Genomic DNA, 23810 nt, shown 5'->3' with positions numbered 1-23810 from the left:
CTCGCCCCAGGCGAGCGAACCCGAAAAAGGAGCAAGTCAGATGACTCGCATACGCAAGTGGCTACCCAAGGCCGCCCTGGTGGCGACCGCGGTGATGGCGTTCTCGGCAACTGCCGGGGCGGCAGAGAAACCCAATATCCTGGTGATCTTCGGCGACGATATCGGCCAGACCAATATCAGCGCCTATTCCATGGGCGTGGTCGGCTACAAGACACCGAACATCGACCGCATCGCCAAGGAAGGCATGCTGTTCACCGACTACTACGCGGAGAACAGCTGCACCGCCGGGCGCTCTTCCTTTATTACCGGGCAGACGCCGCTGCGCACCGGGCTGTCCAAGGTGGGCATCCCCGGGGCCCCGGTGGGCCTGCAAAAACGCGACATCACCATCGCCCAGGCGCTGAAGTCCCAGGGCTACGCCACCGGCCAGTTCGGCAAGAACCACCTGGGCGACCGGGATGAGTACCTGCCCACCGCCCACGGTTTCGACGAGTTCTTCGGCAACCTCTACCACCTCAACGCCGAAGAGGAGCCCGAGCGCCCCTACTGGCCCAAGGACGACCCGGACTTCGTCAAGGCCAACTCACCACGCGGGGTGATCCACAGTTTTGCCGACGGCAAGATCGAGGACACCGGCGCCCTGACCAAGAAACGCATGGAGACCATCGACGACGAAACCACCGCCGCCGCCCAGGCCTTCATCGAGAAGCAGGCCAAGGCCGACAAGCCGTTCTTCGTCTGGATGAACACCACGCGCATGCACGTGTTCACCCATGTGCGCGAGTCCATGGCGGGCCAGAGCGGCATGCCCGGCAACGAATACGCCGACGGCATGGTCGAGCACGACAACGATGTGGGCAAACTGCTCAAGACCCTCGACGACCTGAAGATTGCCGACAACACCATCGTCGTCTACACCACCGACAACGGGCCCAACCAGTTCTCCTGGCCGGATGCAGCGACCACGCCATTTCGCAACGAGAAGAACTCCAACTGGGAAGGCGCCTACCGGGTGCCGGCGATGGTTCGCTGGCCGGGCAAGGTCAAGGCCGGGGAAGTCTCCAACGAGATGTTCTCGGGGCTCGACTGGTTCCCCACCCTGCTGGCGGCGGCCGGCGACAGCGGGGTCAAGGACAAGCTGCTCAAGGGCTGGGCCCCCACCACTGGTGGCGCCAGCTTCAAGGTGCACCTGGACGGCTTCAACCAGTTGCCCTACCTGACCGGCCAGCAGCCCAAGGGGGAACGCCACGAGTTCTACTACTTCAACGATGACGGGGTGCTGGTGTCGATGCGCTTCGACAACTGGAAAGTGGTGTTCTGCGAGCAGCGCCAGCCCGGCGGGTTCAGGGTCTGGAGCGAGCCGTTCGTATGCCTGCGGGTACCGAAGATCCTCAACTTGCGGATGGACCCCTACGAGCGGGCGGACGTGGTGTCCGACCAGTTCTATGACTGGAACACCAAGAACGTCTACCTGGCCGGGGTGGCGGTGACCAAGTCGGCGAAGTTCCTCGAGACCTTCATCGAATACCCACCGAGCCAGAAACCGGCGAGCTTCAGCATCGACCAGATCCGCGCCGCGGTGGATGCCAAGATCGCCGAGAAAATGAAGGCTCAACCGGCCCAATGACCCGACGCCGCCCGGCCCACCGGGCGGCCTCTCCCCCCCACACAGCAGGCGTCGGCTTGCCGACGAAGAGGCCCGCAAGCCCTGCGTCATCCTCGCCAACGCCTTCGCTGGCAAGCCAGCTCCTACGGGCGGGTACGCACATTCCCTGTAGGAGTCGGCTTGCCGACGAAGACGTCCGCCAGTCTTGTACTACGCTTGAGTCCGCATTCGCCGGGACTCCGGCACCTGCCCATCCGTAGGGCATTTCGATTTCTGCATAAGGCCATGGAACATGAGTTCTCCCCTCTCGCGGCCACACCTTGCCAGCCACAGCCTCGATACCCGCGCGCAGTGGTTTCCGGCACTGCTGTTATTCGTCTCCGGCGCTGCGGCGCTGATCTTCCAGGTGCTGTGGATCAAGCAACTGTCCCTGGTGGTGGGGGTCGAGGTCTATGCCATCACCACTGGTATCAGCGCCTTCTTCGCCGGGCTGGCCCTGGGCGGCTGGCTGTTCGGCCGCCTGGCCGACCGGGTGGCCAATCCCTGGCGCCTGTACGCGCTGCTGGAATTGCTGGTGGCGCTGACGGCCGTGGGCGCGACCCTGGCCCTGGCCGGCGCCGCCGCACCCTTCGCTGAACTGGCCCTGCACCTGGGCCTGCTGGCCTGGGGCCTGCCACTGCTGCTGGTGGGCGCCCCGGCGGTGCTGATGGGCGGCACCCTGCCGGTGCTGGTGCGAGCCCTGGCGGCCGACCCGGGGCAACTGGGCCGCGCCGGTGGCAGGCTGTACGCAGCCAACACCGCCGGGGCAATTGCCGGCACCCTGCTCAGCGCCTTTGTGCTGATTGCCACCCTCGGCGTGCGCGGCAGCGCCCTGGCCGCCGCGCTGCTGAACCTGCTGGCGGCCCTCGGTGCCCTGGCCCTGCAACAACAGCAGGCCCTGCCCGCCAGCGCGCCGGCAAAGCTGGCCCGCAACCCGCGGCCGGCACGCCTGGCCCTGCTGCTGTACAGCCTCGCCGGCGGCGTGGCCCTGGGCTACGAGGTGGTCTGGTCGCAGTCCATCGTGCCGTTCATGAGCACCCGCACCTACGCCTTTGCGGTAGTGCTGGCTACCTACCTGGGCGGGCTGTTCCTGGGCAGTAGCCTGATGGCCTCGCGGGCCGACCGGGTACGTGACCCCTGGGGCCTGTTCGGCCTGCTGATTGCCGGTGCCGGGCTGCTGGCCCTGCTGGAAATGGCGCTGCTGGGGCGCTGGCTGATCCTCGCCCAGACCCAGGTCGAAGCCCTCATCCTCAGCCTGGGGGGCAGCCCGCTGCTGGGCATGAGCGGGCGCTTTGCCGTGGCCGCGCTGTGCATCGTGTTCGTGCCCACCCTGCTGCTGGGGGCGGCCTTCCCCCTGGCCCTGCGCCTGTGCTGTGACGGCCGCGCAGTGGGCCGCGACGTTGGCGCCGTGCTGGCCTGCAACACACTGGGCGGGATCATTGGCGTGGCCCTGTGCGGCTTCGTGCTGATCCCCTGGCTGGGGCTGGTGCGCACCCTGGGGCTGCTGGCGCTGATCGCAGCGCTGGTGGGCCTGCTTGCCGTGCGCCAGGGCCCCGGGGTGAACAAGGGCCGGCGCCAGGGGGTGGTTACCCTGGGGCTGCTGTCCCTGGCCGTGGCCCTGCTGACCCCGCCCCAGCGCCTGGCGCAACTCCTGCCCGGGGCCCGCCACGCCGAACTGAGTTTCTACCAGGAAGGCCGCGGCGCCACGGTGGCGGTGGTGACCCAGGGCCAGCCCGAGCGGCGCTTCCATCGCCTGTATATCCAGGGCGTGTCGAACACCGGCGATGCCATGCCGTCACTGCGCTACATGCGCATCCAGGCCCTGCTGCCGCTGCTGATCCACAACGGCGAACCGCGCTCGGCGCTGGTGATCGGCTTCGGCACCGGGATCACCGCCGGGGCCCTGCTGCGCTACCCGGGGCTGGAACAGCGGGTGGTGGCGGAATTGCTACCGGCGGTACTGGAAGCCGCGCCGCTGTTCCAGGGCAGCTTCAATGCCGCCAGCGACCCGGGCATTCAGATCCGCCTGCAGGACGGGCGCCAGGAACTGCTGCGCAGCCCGCAGAACTATGACCTGATCACCCTGGAACCGCCGCCGCCCTCCGCTGCCGGGGTGGTCAACCTGTACTCCCGGGACTTCTACCAACTGGCCGCGCGGCGCCTCAACACCCAGGGCCTGGTGGCCCAGTGGCTGCCCCTGCCGACCCAGAACACCGAAGACTCCCGCGCCCTGGTGCAGAGCTTCCTCGAGGTCTTCCCCTACGCCACCCTGTGGACCAGCGAGTTCCACGAGATGCTGCTGGTGGGTTCCCCGGACCCCATCGAGCTGGACGCGGCCAGGATCGAGCGGCGCTTTGCCCAGGACAGCGTGCGCAGCGCCCTGGGGGAAGTCGGGGTCAATTCCGCCCAGGCGCTGCTGGCCACCTGGGTCAGCGACCGCGACGGCCTGCAGCGCTTTGCCGGCGATGCCCCGGCGGTCACCGATGACCGGCCGCGCATCGAGTACGCACCCTGGGTGCGGCCAAGGGAGATCAACCGGGTTCTGCCGGAGCTGCTGAACCTGCGCCATCCACCGGTGCTGGTGAATGTCAGCCCCGAGTTTCGCCAGCGGATGAACCAGGAAAGCCGCAACCTGATGCAGTTCTACCGCGCCAGCCTGCACGCTTATGAGGGCGACCGCGAAGCCTGGGCCCGGGAGATCCGCGAACTGCTCCAGGTGGATGGCGGCAACCCCTACTACCGCTGGTTCGTCGGCCAGTGAGCTGAAGCGCCCATCCCGGGCCGTTGCATGCGGCCTGGGACTTTTTTTCAGGAAACCGGTAGGGTGCGCAGTTTCAGCGCGCCACTGCCCGGGCGCGGCGGTCTTTCATGGAGTCGTACCGCCCAATGAGTTGCTGGACCCTGCTCGGCCTGCCGGCCACCGCCGATACCCGCACCATCAAACGCCACTACGCCAGGCTGCTCAAGCAGACCCGCCCGGATGAAGACCCGGTGGCGTTCCAGCGCCTGCGCGAAGCCTATGAATCGGCGCTGGAGCAAGCCCGGTGGCTGGGCATGCAGGAGCAGGATCCACATTCGGACGAAGATCCGGTGCCGCTGGCCGGGCAGGCGCCGCAGGGCCCAAAGCCGCTGTCGCCGGCGCAGCGAGTCGCCCCCTTGCTGGAGGGCATCCGCATCGAGCAACTGGACCTGCGCTATCAGCAGGCGATCCAGAGCGACTGCCTGCTGGAGTTCGAGCTGGGCCTGTTGCGCCACTGCGTGGAACGCCCGGACCAATCGCAACAGCTGCTGGCCTGGGCCTTTGCCACGTTCCACTGGCTCAGCGCCTGGCAGCGCCTGGAACTGCCGGAGTACCTGATCGATGCATTGCTGGAACAGTGCCAGGAAAAGCTCTTGCAGCCCCTGCAGGACGCCCTGGCCCAGCGCGACGACCAGGCTCTGCTCCAGGCCTACGCGCAACGCCAGCAGCAGCCCTGGCTGAACAGCCTGGACCAGGGCCAGTGGTTCAACCTGCAACTGGTGGAGCTGCTGCTCAACAGCCCCTACTGGTCCAGCCCGGGGTTCGCCGCGGTGTGTGCCGGCCAGGGCTGGCACAACGGTGCGGACAACGCCTGTCCGGCGCTGGAATGGGAGCGCCTCAAAGCCCGTGACGAAGCACCGGTATTCATTGCCCGCCAGCAGGCCCTGGCCACCCAGGCGCCGGCCAGCCCGCAACAGCGCGCCGCCTACCTGCTGCTGGCGCCCATCAGTTTCACCCGCCGGCGCAACTTCGCCCGGCGCCTGCGCCCCGATGACTGGGCCTGCTGCCGCCAACTGAGCTCGCGGCTGCACGCCAATCACCCCGAGGTATCGGCCGGCATGCCCGGCGGCACGCCGTTCTTCTGGCGCGACTGGGAGTTCGCTTTCAACGCCTGGCCCATGTACCTGGGCATTGTCCTCGCCTGCCTGGCGGGGGCCGTGGCCCGCTATGCGCCGCAAGCCGGCAGCCTGGGGGAAATCATTGGCGTGACGCTGTTCTGGAGCACCTGTTTTGCCGGCGCCGGGGCCCTGCTGGGGTGGCTCTGGCAGCCTCTGGCTCACCGCCTCTGGGTACGCGACCAGGCACTCGGCGCACGCCTGCCGCACTGGCTCGACCCGGATCGTGAGGTGCTGGTCCTGCGCGACCTGCTGCCGGCCCTGCTGATCAGCGGTGCCCTGGGATATTTCTGCGGCCCGGTCAGCGCCGCCACTTACCTGGCCGTGCTGCTGGGGGTGGCGAGCCTGCGGCGCCGCGAACTCAAGGCCCAGGCTTCCTGGGAAAAACCCGCTCCCTGGCGCCGGCGGCTGTTGATCGGCCTGGGCTGCATGGTGCTGGTGGCAGGCCTGGGCAGCCTCCAGCTGTTCACCAGCCAGCGCACGCTCAACCCCAACCAGGGCCTGCAGCAATGGAGCGAACGCCTGTGCGCGCGCATGCCCGCCAATGCCGAGGGCTGCGCGGCCCCGGCCACCGCCCGCCAGTGGTACGGCCAGGAGAGGCAGCCATGAACCCCAATTGGTTGCTGCCCATCGGCCTGGTTCTGGGGTTGACGCTGGTCGGCCTGGCCGGGGCCAGCAAGCCCCTGGGGCGCCTCGACCTGTGGCTGGACCACCAGGACAGCCCGAGCACCGCCCAGGCCAATGCCCTGGCACCGATCGTCAATTGCATGAACCAGGTGGATGTGCCCTGGCGCCTGGCCCACCAGGCCTTCATGGCCGAGGGTGCGCCCCGGGCCAAGGCGCCCGAAGCCTACGACCTGTATGCCTACAGCCACCAGGACATCGACGCGCTGTACCGCCTCAACTGCCCCGGCAGGATCACCGACAAGTTGCAGGTCCTGGCCCCGGACAGCCCTTTGCTCCCCGCCACCGTGCGCTATCTGCAAGTGCTCGGGCCCTTCGCGGCCCTGACCAAGGATTCCTTCATGCGCAAAATGGGCATCGGGCGGCCCCTGACCGAGGCGCAACTGGATGAGTTTGCCCGCCAACTGGCGCAACAGAGCGAGGCTTACCTGGAAGCTTCCAATGCCGTGCGCCAGTTGCTCCCGGCCCTGGATATCGAACCGCGCAGCCAGCAACTGCTGCGCCTGGAGCAACGCCTGGGGCGCAATGCCCATTGGGCATTGCTCGATTACATGATCCAGGCCCGCAGCACCGTGGAATTTGTCGAGGCAGGCGTACGCCAGCAAAGCCTGACCCCGGACCAACTGGCGCAGGTCACCCGGCAGTTGCGCCAGACCTGGGACGCTCGGCAGCAGTACCTGAAAACAGGCCAGCCGGACAAGAACACCGAGCAGGTGCTGTACCTCTGGCAACTGATCGCCCAGCCCGGCGAACAGTACCTCAAGGCGCTGGACACCCTGCACCGCGACTGGCAGCAACATGCCGAGCCGCAACGCCTGAGCGACGACTACCACGCAGTGACCCAGGGTTACGACCAGATGCTCTACCACTACAACAAACTGGCGCGCAGCCAGTACTGAAACCGAACGATGGCCGCGGCACCTTTCAAGATGCCGCGGCCATCAACGGTCGGTCACTTTTTCTTCAGTTGCAGGTAGGACTGGTGCATGTCATAGGCCCAACCGTCGATGACGTTCTTCACGTCGCTGGCCTGCATCACCTGGGTGTCGTTTTCCAGGGGCTTGCCGGTGCCTTTGCGGACCACTTCGGCAATCACCGCGTGGGTGCTGCCATCCAGGAACGCCGCCTCGGTGGCCAGGGTGGTTTCCTGGTCGCGGATGCCACTGGCGGTGCTCACCGCCGCCGCCACCAGGGCCACGGGAATGATTTCATAGGGCTTCAGGCCCTCGGTCTTGCTGGTGACTGCGGTAATCGCCGCGCGCACCACGATCACCCCCGGGCCCGGGCCGGTGGCCAGTGGCAGGGATTTGCTCACCTCGCGCTGCAGTGCCTGGTCGTAGTAACGGGTGATGGCGGTCAGGGTGCTCTGGGGGATCTTCGCCGTCGGCTGCGGCTGCGGGTAGAACTGGGTCGGTTCGATGTACACGCTGCTGTAGTTGCTCAGCTTGAGCTTGGGATCGATCCAGCGCATCACCTCCACGCCGGAGGGCGACTTGGCTTCCTTGAGCTGGCTGTAGTCGCTGAGAAACCCGGAGTACTCGTCAGGCTGGGGCACTTTGCTGGAACAGCCCACCATCCCGAGGGTGGCAAGGCCCAGCGTGCTGAGGGTCAGAGCAAGCTTCATGTGTAACTCCTGTAGGTGCAGCAGCCAGGGACTGGCTAGGGGAAATTAAGGTATAGCCAAAAGCCGGCGCTTTGCCCCGCCGGCGCGGGTTGTTTGTCACGGCTTGCGGGCTGATTCACAGCCCGGATTTGACAGACCGGCAGCTGCCGTCAAAGCTCCATCGAGCCTGAGAGTGCCGATCAAGGCACCGCATTCTGGATACGGACGTCGCAATGCCCAAGCCGAAGAAGAATAACCCACGCCCGACACCCCCTGCTTCAACTGCACCTTCGCCCCACCGCTACCTGTTCCCCTTCGGCGCCCTGCTGTTGCTGCTGGTGCTCGGCGGGCTCGTCTGGTTCCTGCTGGCCGAACCGCCCCGGCTGGCGGCGCCGCAGGTGGCTGCGGCCCAGCCCAAGGCCGTGCCGGCGCTACCGGCCGCCCAGTACGTCGATGAACAGGCCTGCCAGGGCTGCCACCAGGCCCAGGCCAGGGACTGGCAAGGCTCGCACCATCAACTGGCGATGCAGGAGGCCAACCCGCAGACGGTGCTGGGCAATTTCAATGAACAGCGTTTCAAGGCCGAAGGCGAAAGCACCCGGTTGTTTCGCCGCGGGACCGAGTTCTGGGTCAACACCCCCGGCGCCGACGGCAGGCCCGCGGACTTCAAGGTGGCCTACACCTTCGGCATTGAGCCCTTGCAGCAATACCTGATCGAGGTCGGCCAGGGACGCCTGCAAGCCCTGGGCGTGGCCTGGGATACCCGCAAGCAGCAGTGGTTCCACCTGTATCCGGGCCAGGGCGTTAACTTCAAGAACCCGCTGCACTGGAGCAAGCCCAGCCAGAACGCCAACTTCATGTGTGTGGAATGCCACACCACCGGCTACCAGCGCAATTTCAGCGCCAGCCAGGAGCGCTTCGACAGCCGCTGGAACAGCCTCGGCGTTGGCTGCCAGGCCTGTCACGGCCCGGCCTCCAACCATCTGCAGGCCACGGCCAGCAAGGCCACCCTGGCCAACGCCGGCTTCGCCGTGGACCTCAAGGCCGCAAGCGCCACCCAGGAGATCGAGACCTGCGCCCGCTGCCACGCGCGGCGCGCGCCCCTGGGCGACGGCTACCACGTCGGCCAGCGCCTGATGGATGACTACCTGCCCAGCGCCCTGACCCGGGAGCTGTACGCCCTGGACGGCAAGATCAAGGACGAGGTATTCGAATACGGCTCCTTCGCCCAGAGCAAGATGTTCGACAAGGGGGTGCGCTGCAGCAATTGCCACAACCCCCACAGCACCCAGCTCAAGGCCCCGGGCAACGCCGTATGCCTGCAATGCCACAACCCCGCCGGCAAGAGCGCGGCAGCCGGCATCGACGGACGCGGGTTGCAGGCCAAGGATTACGATTCCCCCGACCATCACCGGCACACCCCCGGCCAGCCCGGTGCGCAATGCGTGGACTGCCACATGCCGGGCAAGGTCTACATGGGCAATGACTATCGCCATGACCACAGCTTCAGCCTGCCCAACCCGCTGCGGGCGCAGAAGCTTGGCACGGCCGATGCCTGCCTGGGCTGCCACCAGGGGCAACAGGCCGGCGAACGCATCAGCCGGCAGTTCCAGTTATGGACCGCCAACAGCCCACCCCAGCCACCGCGCTACGACGACAGCCTGTGGTTGATCCGCGGCGGCCACCCAGGGGCAGCCCAGGCGTTGCAGGAACAACTGCAGCGCAGCGATCTGCCACCGATCCGGCGTGCCACCCTGCTGGCCGAGCTGGCCAACTATCCCAGTGCCCAGGCACTGCAACTGGCTACCCAGGCCCTCGGGCATGCGGACCCCCAGGTGCGCGAAAGCGCGGTGCGAGCCACCAGCGCCCTGGTGCCGCCAGCCGAACGTGGCCCGCTGCTGGTGCCCCTGCTGCAAGACCCGGTCAAGGCCGTGCGGATCACCGCGGCTCGCGATCTGCTGGGCGCCGCGCGCAGTGGCCTGGGCCCGGCTCAAGGGGCCTGGGACAAAGCCCTTGGCGAATATGAAGCGGTGCAGTTGAGCCTCGTGGAGCGGGCCGAAGCCAACCTCAACCTGGCCATGCTCTACCAGGCCAGCGGGCGCGGTGCCGAGGTCGAACCCTACCTGCGCGCAGCCTTGCGCCGCGACAGCGACTTCTTCCCGGCCCTGGTGACCCTGGGGCAGTGGCTGGAAGCCAATGGCCGCAGCCAGGAGGCGCAGCAACTGCTGGCCCAGGCCCTGCAACAGCACCCGGAGTCGGCGCTGCTGCAGCACACCCGGGGCCTGAGCCTGATTCGTGGGGGCGACACTGCCCGGGCCATGGCCGCCTTGAAAAAGGCCGCCGAGCTGGAACCGCAGAATGCTCAGTACGCCTATGTGCTGGCAGTGGCCCTGCACGACAGTGGCCAGCAGGACGCTGCCAACCGTCAGTTGCAAGCCCTGCTGCAGCGCCAGCCGACCCAGCGCAATGCGCGCCTGAGCCTGATCCAGTACTACCTGGAGAGCGGCCAGGAACCCAAGGCCCAGGCACTGATGCAGCAATGGAAGCAGCTCAACCCCGGGGACCCGGCGTTGCAATAGGCAGGGTGGCAAGGAGGGCTCGGTTACCCGAGCCCCCCAAAACCAATCAAACAGGATTAACTATCAACTTTAATCCATTGATTTTAAACGACTATTTATTCTAGAAATTACATTAACCAGCGCAACCGCGCGCCACCTTCAGCGCCGACGAAACAGCGGCCGCGGCTCGATCACCGAGCGGCCATAGAGCACGCTCATCCCCGCCAACCCTTTGAGTGCGTCCAGCGCGCACTTGTCTTCACGCACGGCAAAGCTGTCGAAACCGCATTGGCGCATATGGCTCAACTGGTCGCGCAGCACATCGCCAATCGCTCGCAATTCGCCCATCCAGCCCAGGCGAGTGCGCAGCAGGTAGGCCTGGCTGTAACCCCGGCCATCACGAAAGCTGGGGAAGTCCACGGCGATCAGCGGGATCAGCTTGAGCCAGGGCTTGAGGCTTTCCACCTCGTCGTCCGGGCCTATCCATACGCCGTCCCGGGCCGGGTGATGCTCGATGCGGCGCATCAGCCACAGGGCCAGGGGCAGAATCAGCGGCCCGTCCGGCAATGCGTCGTCGACCCCGCGCACCAGGCTCCAGGCATCGTCTTCCACCCGTTGGGCTTCGCCTTCGTGCAAACGCAGCAGGTTGTTCATGCCAGCGCCTCCACGGCCTTGGGATAGACCCGCTCCTTGAACGGCTCCAGGCCGATGCGCTGCAGGGTCTCGACGAAGGGTTCGTCGCTTTCCCGGTAGCGTACGAAGGTGGCGATGATGCGTTCGATCACCTCGGGGATTTCCTCGGCGCTGAAGGACGGGCCTATCACCTTGCCCAGGGCGCTGTCACGGCCCTTGGCCCCGCCCAGGGTGACCTGGAACCACTCGCTGCCGTTCTTGTCGACGCCGAGGATGCCGATATTGCCGATGTGGTGATGGCCGCAGGCGTTCATGCAGCCGGAAATGTTCAGGCTGATGTCCCCCAGGTCGTGGAGGTAGTCCAGGTCGTCGAAGCGCTGCTGGATGGCCAGGGTAATGGGGATCGAACGGGCGTTGGCCAAGGCGCAGAAGTCACCGCCCGGGCAGGCGATGATATCGGTCAGCAACCCGGCGTTGGCGGTCCCCAGGCCATGCTCGCAGGCCCGCTGCCAAAGCTCGAACAGGCGCGACTTGGGCACATCCGGCAGGACGATGTTCTGTTCGTGGGCAATGCGGATCTCGCCAAAGCCGTAGTCCTCGGACCAGTCGGCCACCGCTTCCATCTGCTGGCCGGTGACGTCACCGGGTGGCGAGGCCGGGCCCGGCTTGGTCGACAGCACCACGCAGGTGTAGCCCGGCACCTTGTGCGGGTGCACGTTGCGCGCCACCCAGCGGGCGAAGGCCGGGGACTCGGCCAGGTGGCTGCCGTACTCCAGGTCGGTGTCCGCCAGGCGCTCGTAGATCGGCGGCACAAAGGCGCTGGCCACCCGCTGGAATTCGTCCTCGGTGAGCTGCGCCGGGCCGTCCCTGAGGTGCTGCCACTCCTCCTCCACTTCCCTGGCGAAGGCCTCGATGCCCAGGGCCTTGACCAGGATCTTGATCCGCGCCTTGTACTTGTTGTCCCGCCGGCCGTAGCGGTTGTAGACCCGCAGCACCGCTTCGACATAGGACAGCAAGTGCTGCCAGGGCAGCCCGTCGCGGATCTGCAGGCCGAGGATCGGCGTGCGCCCCAGGCCGCCGCCGACTATCACCCGCAGGAGCATCTCGCCGTTGCGGGCACGGTAAAGATAGAGGCCGATGTCATGCATCATGATCGCCGCGCGGTCCTGCTTGGCCGAGCAGATGGCGATCTTGAACTTGCGCGGCAGGAACAGGAATTCCGGGTTGATGGTGGACCACTGGCGCAGGATCTCCGCCAGGGGGCGCGGGTCCAGGTATTCGTCGCCGGCCACCCCGGCAAAGGCTTCGGTGGTGATGTTGCGCACACAGTTGCCGGAAGTCTGGATGGCGTGCATCTCCACTTCGGCCAGGCGCTGCAGGATGTCCGGCACCTGGGCCAGCTCGATCCAGTTGAACTGCAGGTTCTGCCGGGTGGTGAAGTGGCCGTAGCCGCGGTCGAAGTCCCGGGCGATGCTGGCCAGGGTACGCATCTGACGGGCGCTGAGGGTGCCGTAGGGAATCGCCACCCGCAGCATGTAGGCGTGCTTCTGCATATACAGGCCGTTCTGCAGGCGCAGGGGCAGGAACTCCTCCTCGCTCAGTTGGCCGCCCATGAAGCGCTCGACCTGGTCGCGAAACTGCGCCACCCGCTCAAGCACCAGGGCCCGGTCATAGTCGTCGTACTGATACATGTCCCTACCTCATCGAAGCTGATCGTGCTCTAAACGGCGCGTGTTGTGAGGGGGCGACTATGCGCGTACGGCGCAGAGCGTTACAGATTCAGGTAAAAACTAAAAAACCATATCAGCCAAGGCTGCACCACCGTAGGCATGAGGAAAATCTGATCCGTATTAATGTGGTTTTTCTGAGCCTGTTTTGTTTCCCCGCTGATTCCTACAGTGCACCCCGTGCCAGACCGGGTGGCCTGGCAAGACTTTGCAACCGTGGAAGCATTGACCATGAACTCAGCAACAATCGGACAGGCCTACAACTACAAGGTGGTTCGCCAATTCGTCGTCGCAACAGTGGTATGGGGCGTGATCGGCATGGCCATGGGGGTGTGGATTGCCTCGCAGCTGGTGTGGCCGGAGATGAACCTCGACCTGCCCTGGAGCACCTTCGGCCGGCTGCGGCCGCTGCACACCAGCCTGGTGATCTTCGGTTTCGCCGGCAGCGCGCAGTTCGCCGCCAGCTACTACGCGGTCCAGCGCACCTGCCAGGTGCGGCTGTACTCCGACACCCTGGCCGCCTTCACCTTCTGGGGCTGGCAGTCGGTGATCGTGATCATGCTGATCACCCTGCCCCTGGGCTACACCACCACCAAGGAATACGCCGAGATCGAATTCGCCGGCGCGGTGTGGATGGCGGTGGTCTGGGTCGCCTACGCGATTGTGTTCTTCACCACCGTGGTGCGGCGCAAGAGCCAGCACATCTACGTCGGCAACTGGTTCTTCGGCGCCTTCATCCTGGTGATCGCCATGCTCCACGTGGTCAACCACCTGTCGATCCCGGTGGACTGGTTCAAGTCCTACCCGGTCTATTCCGGGGCCACCGACGCCATGGTCCAGTGGTGGTACGGGCACAACGCCGTAGGCTTTTTCCTGACCACGGGCTTTCTCGGGATGATGTACTACTTCGTGCCCAAGCAAGTCGGGCGCCCGGTGTACTCCTATCGCCTGTCGATCGTGCACTTCTGGGCGCTGATCACCCTGTACATCTGGGCCGGCCCGCACCACCTGCACTACACCGCGCTGCCGGACTGGGCCCAGTCCCTGGGCATGGCCATGTCGCTGATCCTCCTGGCCCCGAGCTGGGGCGGCATGATCAACGGCATGATGACCCTCTCCGGGGCCTGGCATAAGCTGCGCACCGACCCGATCCTGCGCTTCCTGGTGCTGTCCCTGGCGTTCTACGGCATGTCCACCTTCGAGGGCCCGATGATGGCGATCAAGACCGTCAACGCCCTGTCCCACTACACCGACTGGACCATCGGCCACGTACACGCCGGTGCCCTGGGCTGGGTGGCGATGATCACCTTCGGGGCCATCTACCACATGGTGCCCAAGGTCTTCGGCCGCGAGCAGATGTACAGCGTGCCGCTGATCAACCTGCACTTCTGGCTCGCCACCATCGGCACCGTGCTGTACATCGCCTCGATGTGGGTCAATGGCATCACCCAGGGCCTGATGTGGCGCGCGGTGAACGAAGACGGCACCCTCACCTACTCCTTCGTCGAGGCCCTGGTGGCCAGCCATCCGGGGTTCGTGGTGCGTTTCGCCGGCGGCGTGTTCTTCCTCAGCGGCATGCTGCTGATGGCCTACAACACCTGGCGCACCGTGCGCGTTGCCGATGAGCGCCTGGCGCTGAGCGACGCCCGGATCGCCTGACCCACCTGCCCCACGTCGGCCCCCGTGGCCGGCGTGTTGCGTTTCAGGGAGCCTGAAAACCCATGGATATACTGCTCAACCTGCTGGGGGTGGCGTTTCTCTACCTCTGCATCGAGTACTGCCTGCGTCACCAGAGTGCCAAGAGCCTGGACGACGCCAGCCTGATCCCCTTCGCCGACGACCCCGACGTAGCCCGCCGGGTGGAGCTGGCCACGGGCAAGAAAATCAACGCCGTGGCGCCGGAGGAAGCCAAGCCGGGTTGGATCAACCTGGACATGTAGAGCGCTTTGGCTGGCAAGCCAGCTCCTACAGTGGGGGTATTGGCCGGGTCAGGCGCGCTCGCGGGGGATCAGGCTCTGCAACTGAGCGGCGAGGAAATTGCCGTCAAAGGCAAAGACGTCAGGGTCCTTCAAGCCGTTGGTCTTGCGCCATTGCCAGCCGCCCGAAGCCTCGCCGACCAGGGACACGCTGCCCAGCCGCGCCGCAGTCAGGCCGATCACCGCCAGGGAAATCTGCCCTTGGGGGCCCATCACATCCGGCACGAACTCCACCGGTTTGCCGGCGATATGGATGGTCAGCTTCTCGCTCTTGAAGGTCGAGACCTCCAGCGGCACCGCCGGGCTGAAGGCCACATAGGGCTCGCGCTGCAACGCCAGCAGGTCCGGCAGCAATACCGGCGCCAGCCAGTCTTCGATCTGCCCGAACAATTGATGAATGCGACGCGCCCAGACCACCGACTGGCTGTCGAACAGCTGCTTCTTGTGGGCTTCACTGGCCGCGTAGTGGCGCAGCATCTCGCCCAGTTGCTGGATATCGTCCATTGTGCTGTGTCCCTGGCTTCGACCTTTGAGAACAGCAGGTCGCCGGCCCTGAGCATGGCAGATGCCGGTGTCGGGCGTTGAGTTGTTTGCCCGCCGGCTCGCCGAGCCCTGTAGCTGCGTCCATCGATGATGATCCTGCGGTCCGCTGGCGACGATCACTGGCAAGGCATTACCAGGCAAAATCTACAGCGCAGTATCCGCCGCTCGGCACTGAAACTGCAGCCGGTACTGACGCGGCGTCAGGCCGGTGGCTTGGCGCAAGGCGCTGCCCAGGTGGGACTGATGGGCAAAACCACAGTCCTGGGCAACCGCCGCCAGGGGCAGGTCCGTGTGCTCCAGCAGCCGCCGGGCCGCTTGCAGCCGCACCTCGGTGATCCAGGCATGGGGCGTGATGCCTACAGCACGACGAAAGTCGCGCAGCAGGCGCAGTTCGTTGTGGCCGTAGGTCAGGGCCAGTTGCGCCAGTGACAGGGGCCGGGCGTATTCATCGGCCATCTGTTGCAGCACCTGCCCCAAATCCGGGGCCGGGGCTGGCGCCGCACGACCGGGCTGGGCCAGCCCCAGAAACGTCAGCGCGCATTGCTCCAGGGCCAGCTCATCGGCCTCGGGCGCCAGCAACAGGCGCCTGGCTTCGCGCCCCAGGGCCAGGGCGCGGGCATGCCCCGGGCTCTGCATCCGGCGCTGGCCAGGAACCAGCGGCGTCGCGCCCTGCCAGCGCAGCAGCAGGTATTCGCCGCCCATGGCGGATTCGGAAAACACCTCAATGCCTGCGGGCGTCAGGGCCAGGGTGCCGGGCCAGGTATCGAAATCCTCGCGGCGGTCGGAGTCGATGGCATGCACCCCGCGCTGGCGTTCCAGGGTCACCCCCAAGGTCTGCCACTGGGCCGGATCGCGGGCGCTGTAGGCCGCGGCCGGCAGCAGTTGCAGCAGCAGGCGGCCGTCCAGCAGGCGATGTTCGAGCACCTGGGGCATGTGAAATTTCCTGATAGATCGCCACCCGTGGCGGCGTGAAACTGAGGCTTACCCAACCGCACCACAGAGGAGTTGCCCATGCGCACCATCGGCCTGATCGGCGGCATGAGCTGGGAGTCCAGCGCCGAATACTATCGCCTGATCAATCAGCAGGTTCGCGATCGACTGGGGCCGCTGCGTTCAGCGCGGCTGTTAATGTACAGCGTCGACTTCGGGCCTGTCGAACAGGCCCAGCATGCCGGGCGCTGGGACGACGCGGCGGCGATCCTGGTGGAGGCAGCCCGGCGCCTGGAAGCCGGCGGCGCCGAATGCGTGGTGCTCTGCACCAACACCATGCACAAGGTCGCCGGGCAGATAGAGGCCGCCATTGGAGTGCCCTTTGTGCATATTGCCGACCCCGTGGTGCAGGCCGCCCAGGCAGCCGGCACCCTGAGCGTGGGGCTGCTGGGCACAGCCTTCACCATGGAGCAGGCGTTCCTCAAAGGCCGCCTGGAAGACCAGGGCCTGAAGGTGCTGGTGCCCGATGCAGCGCAGCGCCAGGCGGTGCACCGCATCATCTATGAGGAGCTGTGCGTGGGCGTTGTCAGCGAGAGCTCGCGGCGGCTGTACCAACACGTGATCGACGGGCTCCAGGCCCGTGGTGCCGAGGCGATCATCCTCGGCTGCACGGAAATCGGCCTGCTGCTCAAGCCCGAGCACAGCGCCCTGCCCCTGTTGGACACCACCGAATTGCATGCCCGGGCGGCGGTGGATTTCGCTTTGCTGGAGTGAACGTCAAGGCCCGCAGGGCCTTGCATGGCGATCGCCTGGATCCCTGCCTCTGCTGCGGAGCCGGTCGTCCGAACGCGGCCCGAGCCTGCGGCAGCGGCTACACGAACCCGGTCTCAACGACGCAAGCGCGCCATGCTCAGCACATCGACATAACCGCCGTCGCGTACGGCGTAGTCGCGCAGCTGGCCTTCGGTTTCGAAGCCGAACTTGCGGTACAGGCCGATGGCGGCCTGGTTGTCGGCATACACCGTCAACTCCACACGGCGCAGGTTCATCCAGTTGTCGGCCACCTCCAGCACGGCCGCCAGCAGGCGGCTGCCGATGCCCTGGCGTTGCCAGGCCGGGGATACGCCCATGCCGATATCGGCGCAATGGGCCCGGCGCACCCGCGCCACCTGCAGCAGGCTGCAACTGCCGATCACCGCACCCTGGTGCAGGGCAACCAGGGCCACCAGCCCCTCGTTTTCCTGCCCCAGCCCGACGCGCTTGCGCCACAACTCGCGGGACTGGTAAGGCAGTTGCAGGGTCTGGGCCGCCACACTGGGTTCGCTGTACAGCGCCGTCAGGCCGTCGATATGAGCTTCGTTGCACCGCTCGATGACGATGGTGGGATGGGCGTTGGGCATGGCGAGGTCATCCTTGAAGTCGAAATGGCCGTCGAGTGTACGGGCATGCGCCTCTGGATGACGAGGACAATGGTGCTCGTTCGCCGGCAAGGAACCGCCTCGCAGGCACACCCGTAGGAGCTGGCTTGCCAGCGAAGGCGTTTCCGGAACCGGCGCAGGGCTTGCGGGCCCCTTCGCCGGCAAGCCGGCTCCTACATGGAATAGCGGTGGGTGCCCCTGGTAGGAGCTGGCTTGCCAGCGAAGGCGTTTCCGGAACCGGCGCAGGGTTTGCGGGCCCCTTCGCCGGCAAGCCGGCTCCTGCATGGAATAGCGGTGGGTGCCCCTGGTTGGAGCTGGCTTGCCAGCGAAGACGTTTCCGGAACCGGCGCAGGGCTGGCGGGCCCTTTCGCCGGCAAGCCGGCTCCTGCATGGAGTCGCGGTGGGTGCCCGCTCGTGGGCGTGGGGTGAATATCTGCAAGAGCGGGCGGGTCCGTTCAGACGAACCAGTCCTGGCGTTCGCTGAAGGTGTTGAGGATCAGTTCCACCAGTTGCTGTACCTGCTCTTCATGCTCCACCTGGGCATTGACCGCCAGCCAGGCGCGGCGTTGCATGCTTTCCTCGAACAGGCCCGGCAAGGCGGTGAGGCCGCGGTCGAAGCGGCTCATGTACTGCGGCAGCAGGCCAATGCAGGCGCTGCAGCGGATCATCTCCAGCATCAGTTCATAGGAATGCACCTGCACCACCCCGGCCAGGCGCTGTTCCACCAGGCTGTTCCAGGGCCGGAACGGCTCGATATGACGGTCGTGCTGCCACTGCACCAGCATGTAGTCCGCCAGGTCGTCCAGGCTGTCGGGGCGGGCCGCGACCCGGGAGTAGCGCTTGGCGATGTGCGGCAGGTAGTCGATGCGCGCCAGGGGCATGGGTTCGCGGGTGGCGAAGCTGGGGCCCGGCAGGGGTGAGTCCTCGGCCGCCAGCCACAGCACCAGGTCGGCGCTCAGGGCCTGCAGGGACAGGTCGCTGTCGATGGAGATGATTTCCAGCCGCGCGCTGGCGTTGCGCCGCAGCAAGGCGATCAGGTCACGGCCAAGGATGTCGTGGAGGATGGTTTCCGCCACGGCCACGCGGATCAGGGGTTGCTCGATCACCGGCAGCCGCCGCTGGTGGGCCAGGGCAATCAGCTGGGCCTGCAGTTGCAGGCCTTCGCGGCTCAGGCTCAAGGCATTGCCCTGGTAGCAGAACAGCGAACGGCGCAGGTGCTCCTCCAACTGCGCCAGTTGCTTGCGCAGCAGCGTGGCCTTGATGTTCAGGCTGCGGGCCGCCTGCATGAAGCAGCCGCAACGGGCGCTGACCAGAAAATACTGGGCCACCGCAGGTTCGATGCCGGCGGCCAGGGCCAGCCAGGCTTCCCGGGGTTCCTGGGGCGCGGTGTATGGCGCAAAGCCCTGGAGTGGAGCGGGTTCGAGAAATGACATTGATGACTCCCTGTCTTGTTGAATGTTGCTTCCTTGGCGGGCGGACGGCGGGGCCGTGGGATCGCCTTCGCGGGCAAGCCAGCTCCTACAGTTGCCGGTGCTGCGTATTGCCTCGTAGGAGCCGGCTTGCCGGCGAAGGGGCCTGTGAGATCGCCTTCGCTGGTAAGCCAGCTCCTACAGCTTGTCCTCCAGGACCTGGTTCAACACCGCGCCATCGATGCTCAGGGTCGCAGTGTTGAGCATGCCTTCCAGGTAGGCCTTGGCGATCTGCTCCTGGCGCTGGGCGCGCAGGGCCTGGGTCAGGCGATCACGCAGTTCGTCCAGGCTGGCGGTCCGTGCCGGCTGCTGTTCGGTGAGCTTGAGCACGTGGAAACCCGCCGCGCTCTGCACCACCTCGGACACCCCGCCCACCTTGAGCCGGGCCACCGCGCTGCGCACCTCCGGCAGCAGTTGCTGCAAGGGCTGCAGGCCGGAGTCGCCACCGCGCTGGGCGCTGTCCCGGTCCTGGGAGTACTGCGCCGCCAAGGCGGCAAACTCCCCCGGCGCGGCCTGGGCCTTGCGGCTCAGCTCCTGCGCCTGGCGGCGTACCTGCTCGGCCGCCTGGGGCTCGGCGACCCCGAGGAAGATCTGGCTGACCCGGTACAACGGCGGTGTCATCCACGCCGACTTGCCGCTGTCATAGGCCTGCTGCAACTCCGCCGGGCTGGGGTAGTCCGCCGGCACCTGGCTGACCGACTGCAGATAGTCGCGAAACACGATCTGTTCGGTGGCGGCGCGGGTCTGCTGCTCCACCTCCGGCCGCTGGCGCCAGCCCTGGGCATCGGCCTGCTCCAGCACGGCCTTTTCCGCCAGCCGTGAACGAATCCAGGCTTCCAGCGCCGGGCGATTGCCGCGCAATTGCCCCCGGGATTCCTCGGGCAGGCTGGCGAACAGGCGCTTGAGCTCCTCGGCCGCCACCTGCTGATTGCCCAGGCGCGCCACAGCGGGCGTAGACGCCACTTGTTGTTGCAGCAGGGTCGGGGCCGGCTGCTGCGCCGCCACCGGGTCATTGCCCGGGCGCAGGGCCAGGCCCAACGCCAGGCCGAGCAAGGTCAGTGCCCCGGCACCGACCACCAGGGTGGGCTTTTTCACAGGGTGGCCGCCTCTTCCCGGGGTTGGCTTTGCGCCGCCTGGGGCGCTTCGGCCTGGGCCTGCAACTGGGCCGCCTGCTGGCTGTATTCGCGCAGGTAGACGATGAACTCCTGCAGCAACCGATCCCACAGCTCCAGCTGGCTGCGCAGGTGGGTCTCGCCGACGCCGGCCACCACCACGTCCATCTCCATCACCAGGAATTCGCCCTGCAGCGACAGCCGGGCAAAGCGCCGTGAGGCGTTCCACAGTTCCGCCAGCCCGGCCGGCAATTCGCCCTGCACCCGCAGCGCGCAGCTGTAGGTGAAGTCCACGTAGTGCCCGGCTTCGCTGCCCGGGTTACCGAAGCGCACGGCGTAGCCGATGCCCTGGCTGGCGCTGAGCAGTTGCACGATGCCGTTCTGTTCGGTCTGGTTGACTCGGTAGCCGGCGCCTTGCAGCAGGTCGGTGAGGCTTTCGGTGGTGACGCTGTTAATCAAGGTCATGGTCATCTCTTCCCTGGTGATCAGTGGGTGCTCGCCGCCCGCGGGGCGTCGAACTGGGTCTGGTAAAGCTCGTCGCCAAAGCCCTGGGCCAGTTCCTCGAACTTGACCCGGGCGCTGCCGGCGAAGGGCTGGCGGATTTTCACCACCTCGGCCACGTCGATGTTTTCGTAGGCCGCCAGGATCTGCTTGGCGATGCCGTACATCTGCTGATTCTTGACCGCACATTGCTGCACTTGTGTGTCACGCTCGCTCAATTGCGCCTGCAACCTGGCCCGTTCGGCTTCCTTGCCCCGGGCCAGCACCAGCAGGTCCTCATAGGCCTTCTTGAACTTGCCCAGTTGCTCGCTGCTGGCGGCCGCCTGGGCCTGGGCCTGGCTGTGCAGGCTCTGCTGCTGGCCGGCCAACTGCTCTGCCACACCGCGGGTCTTGGCCAGCTCGGCCGTCAGTTGCTTGACCTGGGCCTGGGCCTCCCTGGCCGCGTTCTCGGCGGCGACCCGCGCCGCCGCGGCCTGGGCCTGTTCGCTTTGCAGGGCCTGCAGCTGCTGGGTGGTGCCGCGCAACTGGGTGCGCAGACGCTCCTCCATGCCTTCGGCGCTGGCGCCGACACTGGCCAGCACGCCCCAGACCAGCAACAGGCTCGCCGCCCCTGCCCTCGCTCGGCTGTTCATAACCTTCCTCCCTGCACTTAGAAGCGCGTGTTGAGTTCAAGCTGCATCACGTCCACCTCGTAGCGCGGCCCGTAGACTTCCGAGGCGCTCATGTAGCGGGCCGTGGCATAGATGTTCTTGTCGATGCCGTAGTTGCCGCCCAGGAAATAGCCCTTGGCGTTGGTGCCCCCCAGGTGGAACGAGGAATCGTTGAAGCCGTCGGGCAAGGCATCGGGCTGGATGTACTTGTAGCCGGCCAGCAGGTTCCAGTCGCCGGACTTCTTCATCTCCAGGGCGTTGCCCAGGGTGAACTGCACCATCAGCGCATTGCCGCCGCTTTCGAACTGGCCCTGGCTGTTGATGTTGTTGACGATCTCGCCTTCGCTGCGCTTGAGCATCTCGCCCTTGTCGTAGGCCAGGTTGCGAATGAAGTTGGTCTGGCTGCGCAGGCGCAGGTCGTCCGGCAATTCGGTGTCCCAGGCCAGGTTCAGGTCGAGCACGTCGAACTTCGAGGCCAGGCCCACGAACTGCGGCTGCGGGGTCAGGCCCGGCGTGGCCGGGTTGGGGGTGATGTCGCGCAGCAGGAACACGCTGTTGCCCTTCTGCATGAAGGCGACCCGCGAGCCATCGGTGTCGCAGCCCGGGGCCCCGGCCCAGGGCGCGCAAGGGCTGGAGCGCTGGCCCTCGATGTCGTCGAAGCGGTAGTAGGCCAGGGCACCCTTGAGGCTGTTGCTGCGGTTGATCTTCCAGTTGGCGCCGACCTGCCCGCCGAACAGCCACTTGGTGTCGCTCTCGTTCTTGTCGAAACCGTTGCTGGTGGCGGTGTCGTTGGTGTACTCCACCGGGAAGGCGCCGAGGGTGCCGAACAGGCCCCAGTTGCTGCTCAGCTTGTGGTTGAAGATCGCCGCCACGCCGTCGAAATTGAGGTCGTTGGAGTACAGCATGTCGGTGGAATAGAACGGGTTGGCGATCCGCCCGCCGGTCAGGGTCAGGTCCTGGGTGGCCTTCCAGGTCAGGTAGCCCTGGTCGAGCCAGATGTCCTTCTTGCCGAAGCCGCCGCCCAGGGTCTGGGTGGTGGACACCGGATTGTTGTCCGAGCCGGTGCCGATGCGGATGCCGGCGGTCCATTCCGGCGAGATCACCGCCTTCATCCCCAGGCGTGCCCGCAGGCGGAACAGGTTGTCACGGTCCTCGCGGGTGTTGAGCAGCGGCGGCAGCTTGCTGTTGGTGTCCTTGTTGACGTCGTAGGGGCCACTGTCGTTGAGCTTGGCGTAGTCGACGATCTCGTTGCTGTTGTTGTCGGCGAAGAACCGCGACTCGTCGCGCAGGCGGATGTCGCCGTCGAAGCTGATGCGCGAGATCCAGTCCGGGAAGGTGTTGGGCTGGGCCCAGTTTTCCTGCTTGGCGGTGGCCATGACCTCGGCCTTGACCTGATCGCGGATCTGGTCGCGGACGATGGCCGGCACGTATTGCACTCGCACATCACCGGGCGCCGCAGCCGGGCCGGTTGCCGCCACGGCGGTGGCCGCGCGGGCCTGCTGGGCTTCTTTCTCGGCCTGGGCGATCAGCCCGTCGGCCTGCTCCTGCTTCAATACCCCCTGCTGCACCAACAGACGGATCAGGTTGATCGTGGCGTTCTCCGAGGGCGCGGCCGCGGCGGCCGTGGCCTGTCCGGCCAGGGTCAGGGCGACCATGCCGAGCGCCAGGGTCAATCGATTCACGGTGGAAATCATCTGCACACAACTCCTGTAGAAACTGCAAATAGGGGTTTGCTCATTCCGGTCGCCGGCCCTTGAGGGACAGGCGTACCGGCAAAGTCAGGGAGGCCGGCATGCGCTCTTTCAGGCGCGGCGTGGCCCGCAGCGCCGCCAGCACTTGCTGGTCGGTCTCGGGGTTGCCACTGGAGCCGGCCAGCTCGGCGCGGGTCACCTGCCCGTCGGCGCCCAGCCACAGGTCCACCTGCAAGGCATAGGCTTTCTTGCGCAACTCCGGGTCTTCGCGCAGCGCGCGCTGGAAGGTCGCCGCCAGGTACTGCTTGTAGGTCCCGGTGCCCAGCCCGCCGCCACCGGCGCCGGCCATGCCGCCGCCCTTGCCGGCACCGACGTTGAAGCCGTCGTTGCCGGACTGGGCGTCGCCATCGATCTGCATCGGGTTGGCCAGATCGTCCGCCGGCGATGGTGGTGCTTCCTCCTCCGGCTTGACCTCCTCCGGGGTGGGCGTGGGTTCGGGCTCCGGGATCTTTTCTTCCACCGGCTCCTTGGGTTTCTCCGGCGGCGGTGGGGGTGGAGGCGGCGGAGGCGGCAGCGGGATGATGGTCGGCACCTTCGGCGCTTCCCGGCGCACCCCGGCCATGTCATTGGCCCACTGCCACAGCAGCCAGGCCGCCACGGCACCCAGCAGCAGCCCCGCGCCCCACTTGAGCAGGCGCAGGGCGCGCGGCTTGTTCTGTACCGGCGGCAGCTCGAACGGTTGATGTGCGCTCATG

General features: G+C 66.5%; 20 protein-coding genes. 8 read left to right on the top strand and 12 right to left on the bottom strand.

What is annotated here, in order from left to right; all coding sequences use genetic code 11:
- The first annotated feature begins 40 nt into the window (after positions 1 to 40).
- The 4 genes from AC1RMG_RS04395 (at position 41) to AC1RMG_RS04380 (ending at position 7143) form a co-directional block, all read left to right on the top strand.
- The gene (locus tag AC1RMG_RS04395; protein ID WP_011061132.1) at positions 41 to 1627 is read left to right on the top strand and encodes an arylsulfatase; all 1587 of its coding nucleotides are present in this window, start codon (positions 41 to 43) and stop codon (positions 1625 to 1627) included.
- A 271-nt stretch (positions 1628 to 1898) separates the two neighbouring features.
- Entirely contained in the window at positions 1899 to 4406 is a 2508-nt protein-coding gene (locus tag AC1RMG_RS04390; protein ID WP_493168478.1) for a spermidine synthase, read from the top strand.
- A 125-nt stretch (positions 4407 to 4531) separates the two neighbouring features.
- A complete protein-coding gene (locus AC1RMG_RS04385; RefSeq protein WP_493168476.1) occupies positions 4532 to 6169 on the top strand; it encodes a molecular chaperone DnaJ in 1638 nt (545 codons plus the stop codon).
- Complete coding sequence (locus tag AC1RMG_RS04380; protein WP_103291175.1) at positions 6166 to 7143, top strand: DUF3829 domain-containing protein; 978 nt, start codon at positions 6166 to 6168, stop codon at positions 7141 to 7143. Before AC1RMG_RS04385 ends, AC1RMG_RS04380 begins: the two co-directional genes overlap by 4 nt.
- A 53-nt stretch (positions 7144 to 7196) precedes the next feature.
- Here the strand turns inward: AC1RMG_RS04380 and AC1RMG_RS04375 are convergent, their stop codons facing one another.
- Positions 7197 to 7868 (bottom strand): DUF3313 domain-containing protein, encoded by a 672-nt coding sequence (locus AC1RMG_RS04375; RefSeq protein WP_493168474.1) that lies wholly within the window; start codon positions 7866 to 7868, stop codon positions 7197 to 7199.
- A gap of 212 nt (positions 7869 to 8080) precedes the next feature.
- On the opposite strand from AC1RMG_RS04375, the gene AC1RMG_RS04370 reads away from it, so the two are divergent.
- Positions 8081 to 10426, top strand: a complete 2346-nt coding sequence (locus tag AC1RMG_RS04370; RefSeq protein WP_493168472.1) for a tetratricopeptide repeat protein — start codon at positions 8081 to 8083, stop codon at positions 10424 to 10426.
- A 138-nt stretch (positions 10427 to 10564) separates the two neighbouring features.
- Here the strand turns inward: AC1RMG_RS04370 and AC1RMG_RS04365 are convergent, their stop codons facing one another.
- Positions 10565 to 11059, bottom strand: coding sequence for a DUF934 domain-containing protein (locus AC1RMG_RS04365; protein ID WP_011061127.1), 495 nt, complete (start codon positions 11057 to 11059; stop codon positions 10565 to 10567).
- Positions 11056 to 12729 (bottom strand): nitrite/sulfite reductase, encoded by a 1674-nt coding sequence (locus AC1RMG_RS04360; RefSeq protein ID WP_019095208.1) that lies wholly within the window; start codon positions 12727 to 12729, stop codon positions 11056 to 11058. The genes AC1RMG_RS04365 and AC1RMG_RS04360 overlap by 4 nt, the downstream gene beginning before the upstream one ends.
- Before the next feature lie 267 nt (positions 12730 to 12996).
- On the opposite strand from AC1RMG_RS04360, the gene ccoN reads away from it, so the two are divergent.
- On the top strand, positions 12997 to 14424 hold the full coding sequence (ccoN, locus tag AC1RMG_RS04355; RefSeq protein WP_011061125.1) for a cytochrome-c oxidase, cbb3-type subunit I: 1428 nt from the start codon (positions 12997 to 12999) through the stop codon (positions 14422 to 14424).
- Positions 14425 to 14486: 62 nt separating this feature from the next.
- Positions 14487 to 14705 carry a hypothetical protein gene (locus tag AC1RMG_RS04350; protein WP_011061124.1) on the top strand — a complete coding sequence of 73 codons (219 nt, stop codon included), beginning with the start codon at positions 14487 to 14489 and terminating at the stop codon, positions 14703 to 14705.
- A 48-nt stretch (positions 14706 to 14753) separates the two neighbouring features.
- On the opposite strand, the gene AC1RMG_RS04345 is transcribed toward AC1RMG_RS04350, so the two are convergent.
- Positions 14754 to 15245: an SET domain-containing protein gene (locus tag AC1RMG_RS04345; protein WP_015635490.1), complete on the bottom strand. Its 492-nt coding sequence runs from the start codon at positions 15243 to 15245 to the stop codon at positions 14754 to 14756.
- Positions 15246 to 15428: 183 nt separating this feature from the next.
- Complete coding sequence (locus tag AC1RMG_RS04340; protein WP_065363959.1) at positions 15429 to 16217, bottom strand: helix-turn-helix domain-containing protein; 789 nt, start codon at positions 16215 to 16217, stop codon at positions 15429 to 15431.
- A gap of 78 nt (positions 16218 to 16295) precedes the next feature.
- Here AC1RMG_RS04340 and AC1RMG_RS04335 point away from each other — a divergent pair, with 78 nt between their 5' ends.
- On the top strand, positions 16296 to 16988 hold the full coding sequence (locus AC1RMG_RS04335) for an aspartate/glutamate racemase family protein (protein WP_011061121.1): 693 nt from the start codon (positions 16296 to 16298) through the stop codon (positions 16986 to 16988).
- A gap of 113 nt (positions 16989 to 17101) precedes the next feature.
- Here the strand turns inward: AC1RMG_RS04335 and AC1RMG_RS04330 are convergent, their stop codons facing one another.
- The 7 genes from AC1RMG_RS04330 to AC1RMG_RS04300 all read right to left on the bottom strand — a co-directional run bounded on the left by AC1RMG_RS04330 (position 17102) and on the right by AC1RMG_RS04300 (position 23809).
- A complete protein-coding gene (locus AC1RMG_RS04330) occupies positions 17102 to 17614 on the bottom strand; it encodes a GNAT family N-acetyltransferase (RefSeq protein ID WP_011061120.1) in 513 nt (170 codons plus the stop codon).
- Between the two features lie 473 nt (positions 17615 to 18087).
- Positions 18088 to 19065 (bottom strand): LysR family transcriptional regulator, encoded by a 978-nt coding sequence (locus AC1RMG_RS04325; RefSeq protein ID WP_011061119.1) that lies wholly within the window; start codon positions 19063 to 19065, stop codon positions 18088 to 18090.
- A gap of 174 nt (positions 19066 to 19239) precedes the next feature.
- Positions 19240 to 20196 (bottom strand): peptidylprolyl isomerase, encoded by a 957-nt coding sequence (locus tag AC1RMG_RS04320; RefSeq protein WP_011061118.1) that lies wholly within the window; start codon positions 20194 to 20196, stop codon positions 19240 to 19242.
- The gene (locus AC1RMG_RS04315) at positions 20193 to 20678 is read right to left on the bottom strand and encodes a YbjN domain-containing protein (RefSeq protein ID WP_011061117.1); all 486 of its coding nucleotides are present in this window, start codon (positions 20676 to 20678) and stop codon (positions 20193 to 20195) included. The genes AC1RMG_RS04320 and AC1RMG_RS04315 overlap by 4 nt, the downstream gene beginning before the upstream one ends.
- A 20-nt stretch (positions 20679 to 20698) precedes the next feature.
- Positions 20699 to 21346: a DNA repair protein gene (locus AC1RMG_RS04310; RefSeq protein WP_493168468.1), complete on the bottom strand. Its 648-nt coding sequence runs from the start codon at positions 21344 to 21346 to the stop codon at positions 20699 to 20701.
- Between the two features lie 17 nt (positions 21347 to 21363).
- Entirely contained in the window at positions 21364 to 23058 is a 1695-nt protein-coding gene (locus tag AC1RMG_RS04305; RefSeq protein WP_493168466.1) for a putative porin, read from the bottom strand.
- 40 nt (positions 23059 to 23098) lie between these two features.
- A complete protein-coding gene (locus tag AC1RMG_RS04300; protein WP_493168464.1) occupies positions 23099 to 23809 on the bottom strand; it encodes an energy transducer TonB family protein in 711 nt (236 codons plus the stop codon).
- Position 23810: the final 1 nt, after the last annotated feature.

The organism is Pseudomonas sp. GW822-FHT04H02, assembly GCF_058800645.1.
Note: the sequence above shows the minus strand (reverse complement) of the source record. Positions and strands in the feature narration are given on the sequence as shown.

Excerpts from the sequence above, each read along its gene's own strand:
- AC1RMG_RS04385 (WP_493168476.1), top strand. The coding sequence starts at position 4,532 with ATGAGTTGCTGGACCCTGCTCGGCCTGCCGGCCACCGCCGATACCCGC.
- AC1RMG_RS04380 (WP_103291175.1), top strand. The coding sequence starts at position 6,166 with ATGAACCCCAATTGGTTGCTGCCCATCGGCCTGGTTCTGGGGTTGACG.
- AC1RMG_RS04330 (WP_011061120.1), bottom strand. The coding sequence starts at position 17,614 with ATGCCCAACGCCCATCCCACCATCGTCATCGAGCGGTGCAACGAAGCT.
- ccoN (WP_011061125.1), top strand. The coding sequence starts at position 12,997 with ATGAACTCAGCAACAATCGGACAGGCCTACAACTACAAGGTGGTTCGC.
- AC1RMG_RS04350 (WP_011061124.1), top strand. The coding sequence starts at position 14,487 with ATGGATATACTGCTCAACCTGCTGGGGGTGGCGTTTCTCTACCTCTGC.
- AC1RMG_RS04360 (WP_019095208.1), bottom strand. The coding sequence starts at position 12,729 with ATGTATCAGTACGACGACTATGACCGGGCCCTGGTGCTTGAGCGGGTG.
- AC1RMG_RS04395 (WP_011061132.1), top strand. The coding sequence starts at position 41 with ATGACTCGCATACGCAAGTGGCTACCCAAGGCCGCCCTGGTGGCGACC.
- AC1RMG_RS04340 (WP_065363959.1), bottom strand. The coding sequence starts at position 16,217 with ATGCCCCAGGTGCTCGAACATCGCCTGCTGGACGGCCGCCTGCTGCTG.
- AC1RMG_RS04370 (WP_493168472.1), top strand. The coding sequence starts at position 8,081 with ATGCCCAAGCCGAAGAAGAATAACCCACGCCCGACACCCCCTGCTTCA.
- AC1RMG_RS04375 (WP_493168474.1), bottom strand. The coding sequence starts at position 7,868 with ATGAAGCTTGCTCTGACCCTCAGCACGCTGGGCCTTGCCACCCTCGGG.
- AC1RMG_RS04365 (WP_011061127.1), bottom strand. The coding sequence starts at position 11,059 with ATGAACAACCTGCTGCGTTTGCACGAAGGCGAAGCCCAACGGGTGGAA.
- AC1RMG_RS04300 (WP_493168464.1), bottom strand. The coding sequence starts at position 23,809 with ATGAGCGCACATCAACCGTTCGAGCTGCCGCCGGTACAGAACAAGCCG.
- AC1RMG_RS04345 (WP_015635490.1), bottom strand. The coding sequence starts at position 15,245 with ATGGACGATATCCAGCAACTGGGCGAGATGCTGCGCCACTACGCGGCC.
- AC1RMG_RS04310 (WP_493168468.1), bottom strand. The coding sequence starts at position 21,346 with ATGAACAGCCGAGCGAGGGCAGGGGCGGCGAGCCTGTTGCTGGTCTGG.
- AC1RMG_RS04305 (WP_493168466.1), bottom strand. The coding sequence starts at position 23,058 with ATGATTTCCACCGTGAATCGATTGACCCTGGCGCTCGGCATGGTCGCC.
- AC1RMG_RS04325 (WP_011061119.1), bottom strand. The coding sequence starts at position 19,065 with ATGTCATTTCTCGAACCCGCTCCACTCCAGGGCTTTGCGCCATACACC.
- AC1RMG_RS04390 (WP_493168478.1), top strand. The coding sequence starts at position 1,899 with ATGAGTTCTCCCCTCTCGCGGCCACACCTTGCCAGCCACAGCCTCGAT.
- AC1RMG_RS04335 (WP_011061121.1), top strand. The coding sequence starts at position 16,296 with ATGCGCACCATCGGCCTGATCGGCGGCATGAGCTGGGAGTCCAGCGCC.
- AC1RMG_RS04315 (WP_011061117.1), bottom strand. The coding sequence starts at position 20,678 with ATGACCTTGATTAACAGCGTCACCACCGAAAGCCTCACCGACCTGCTG.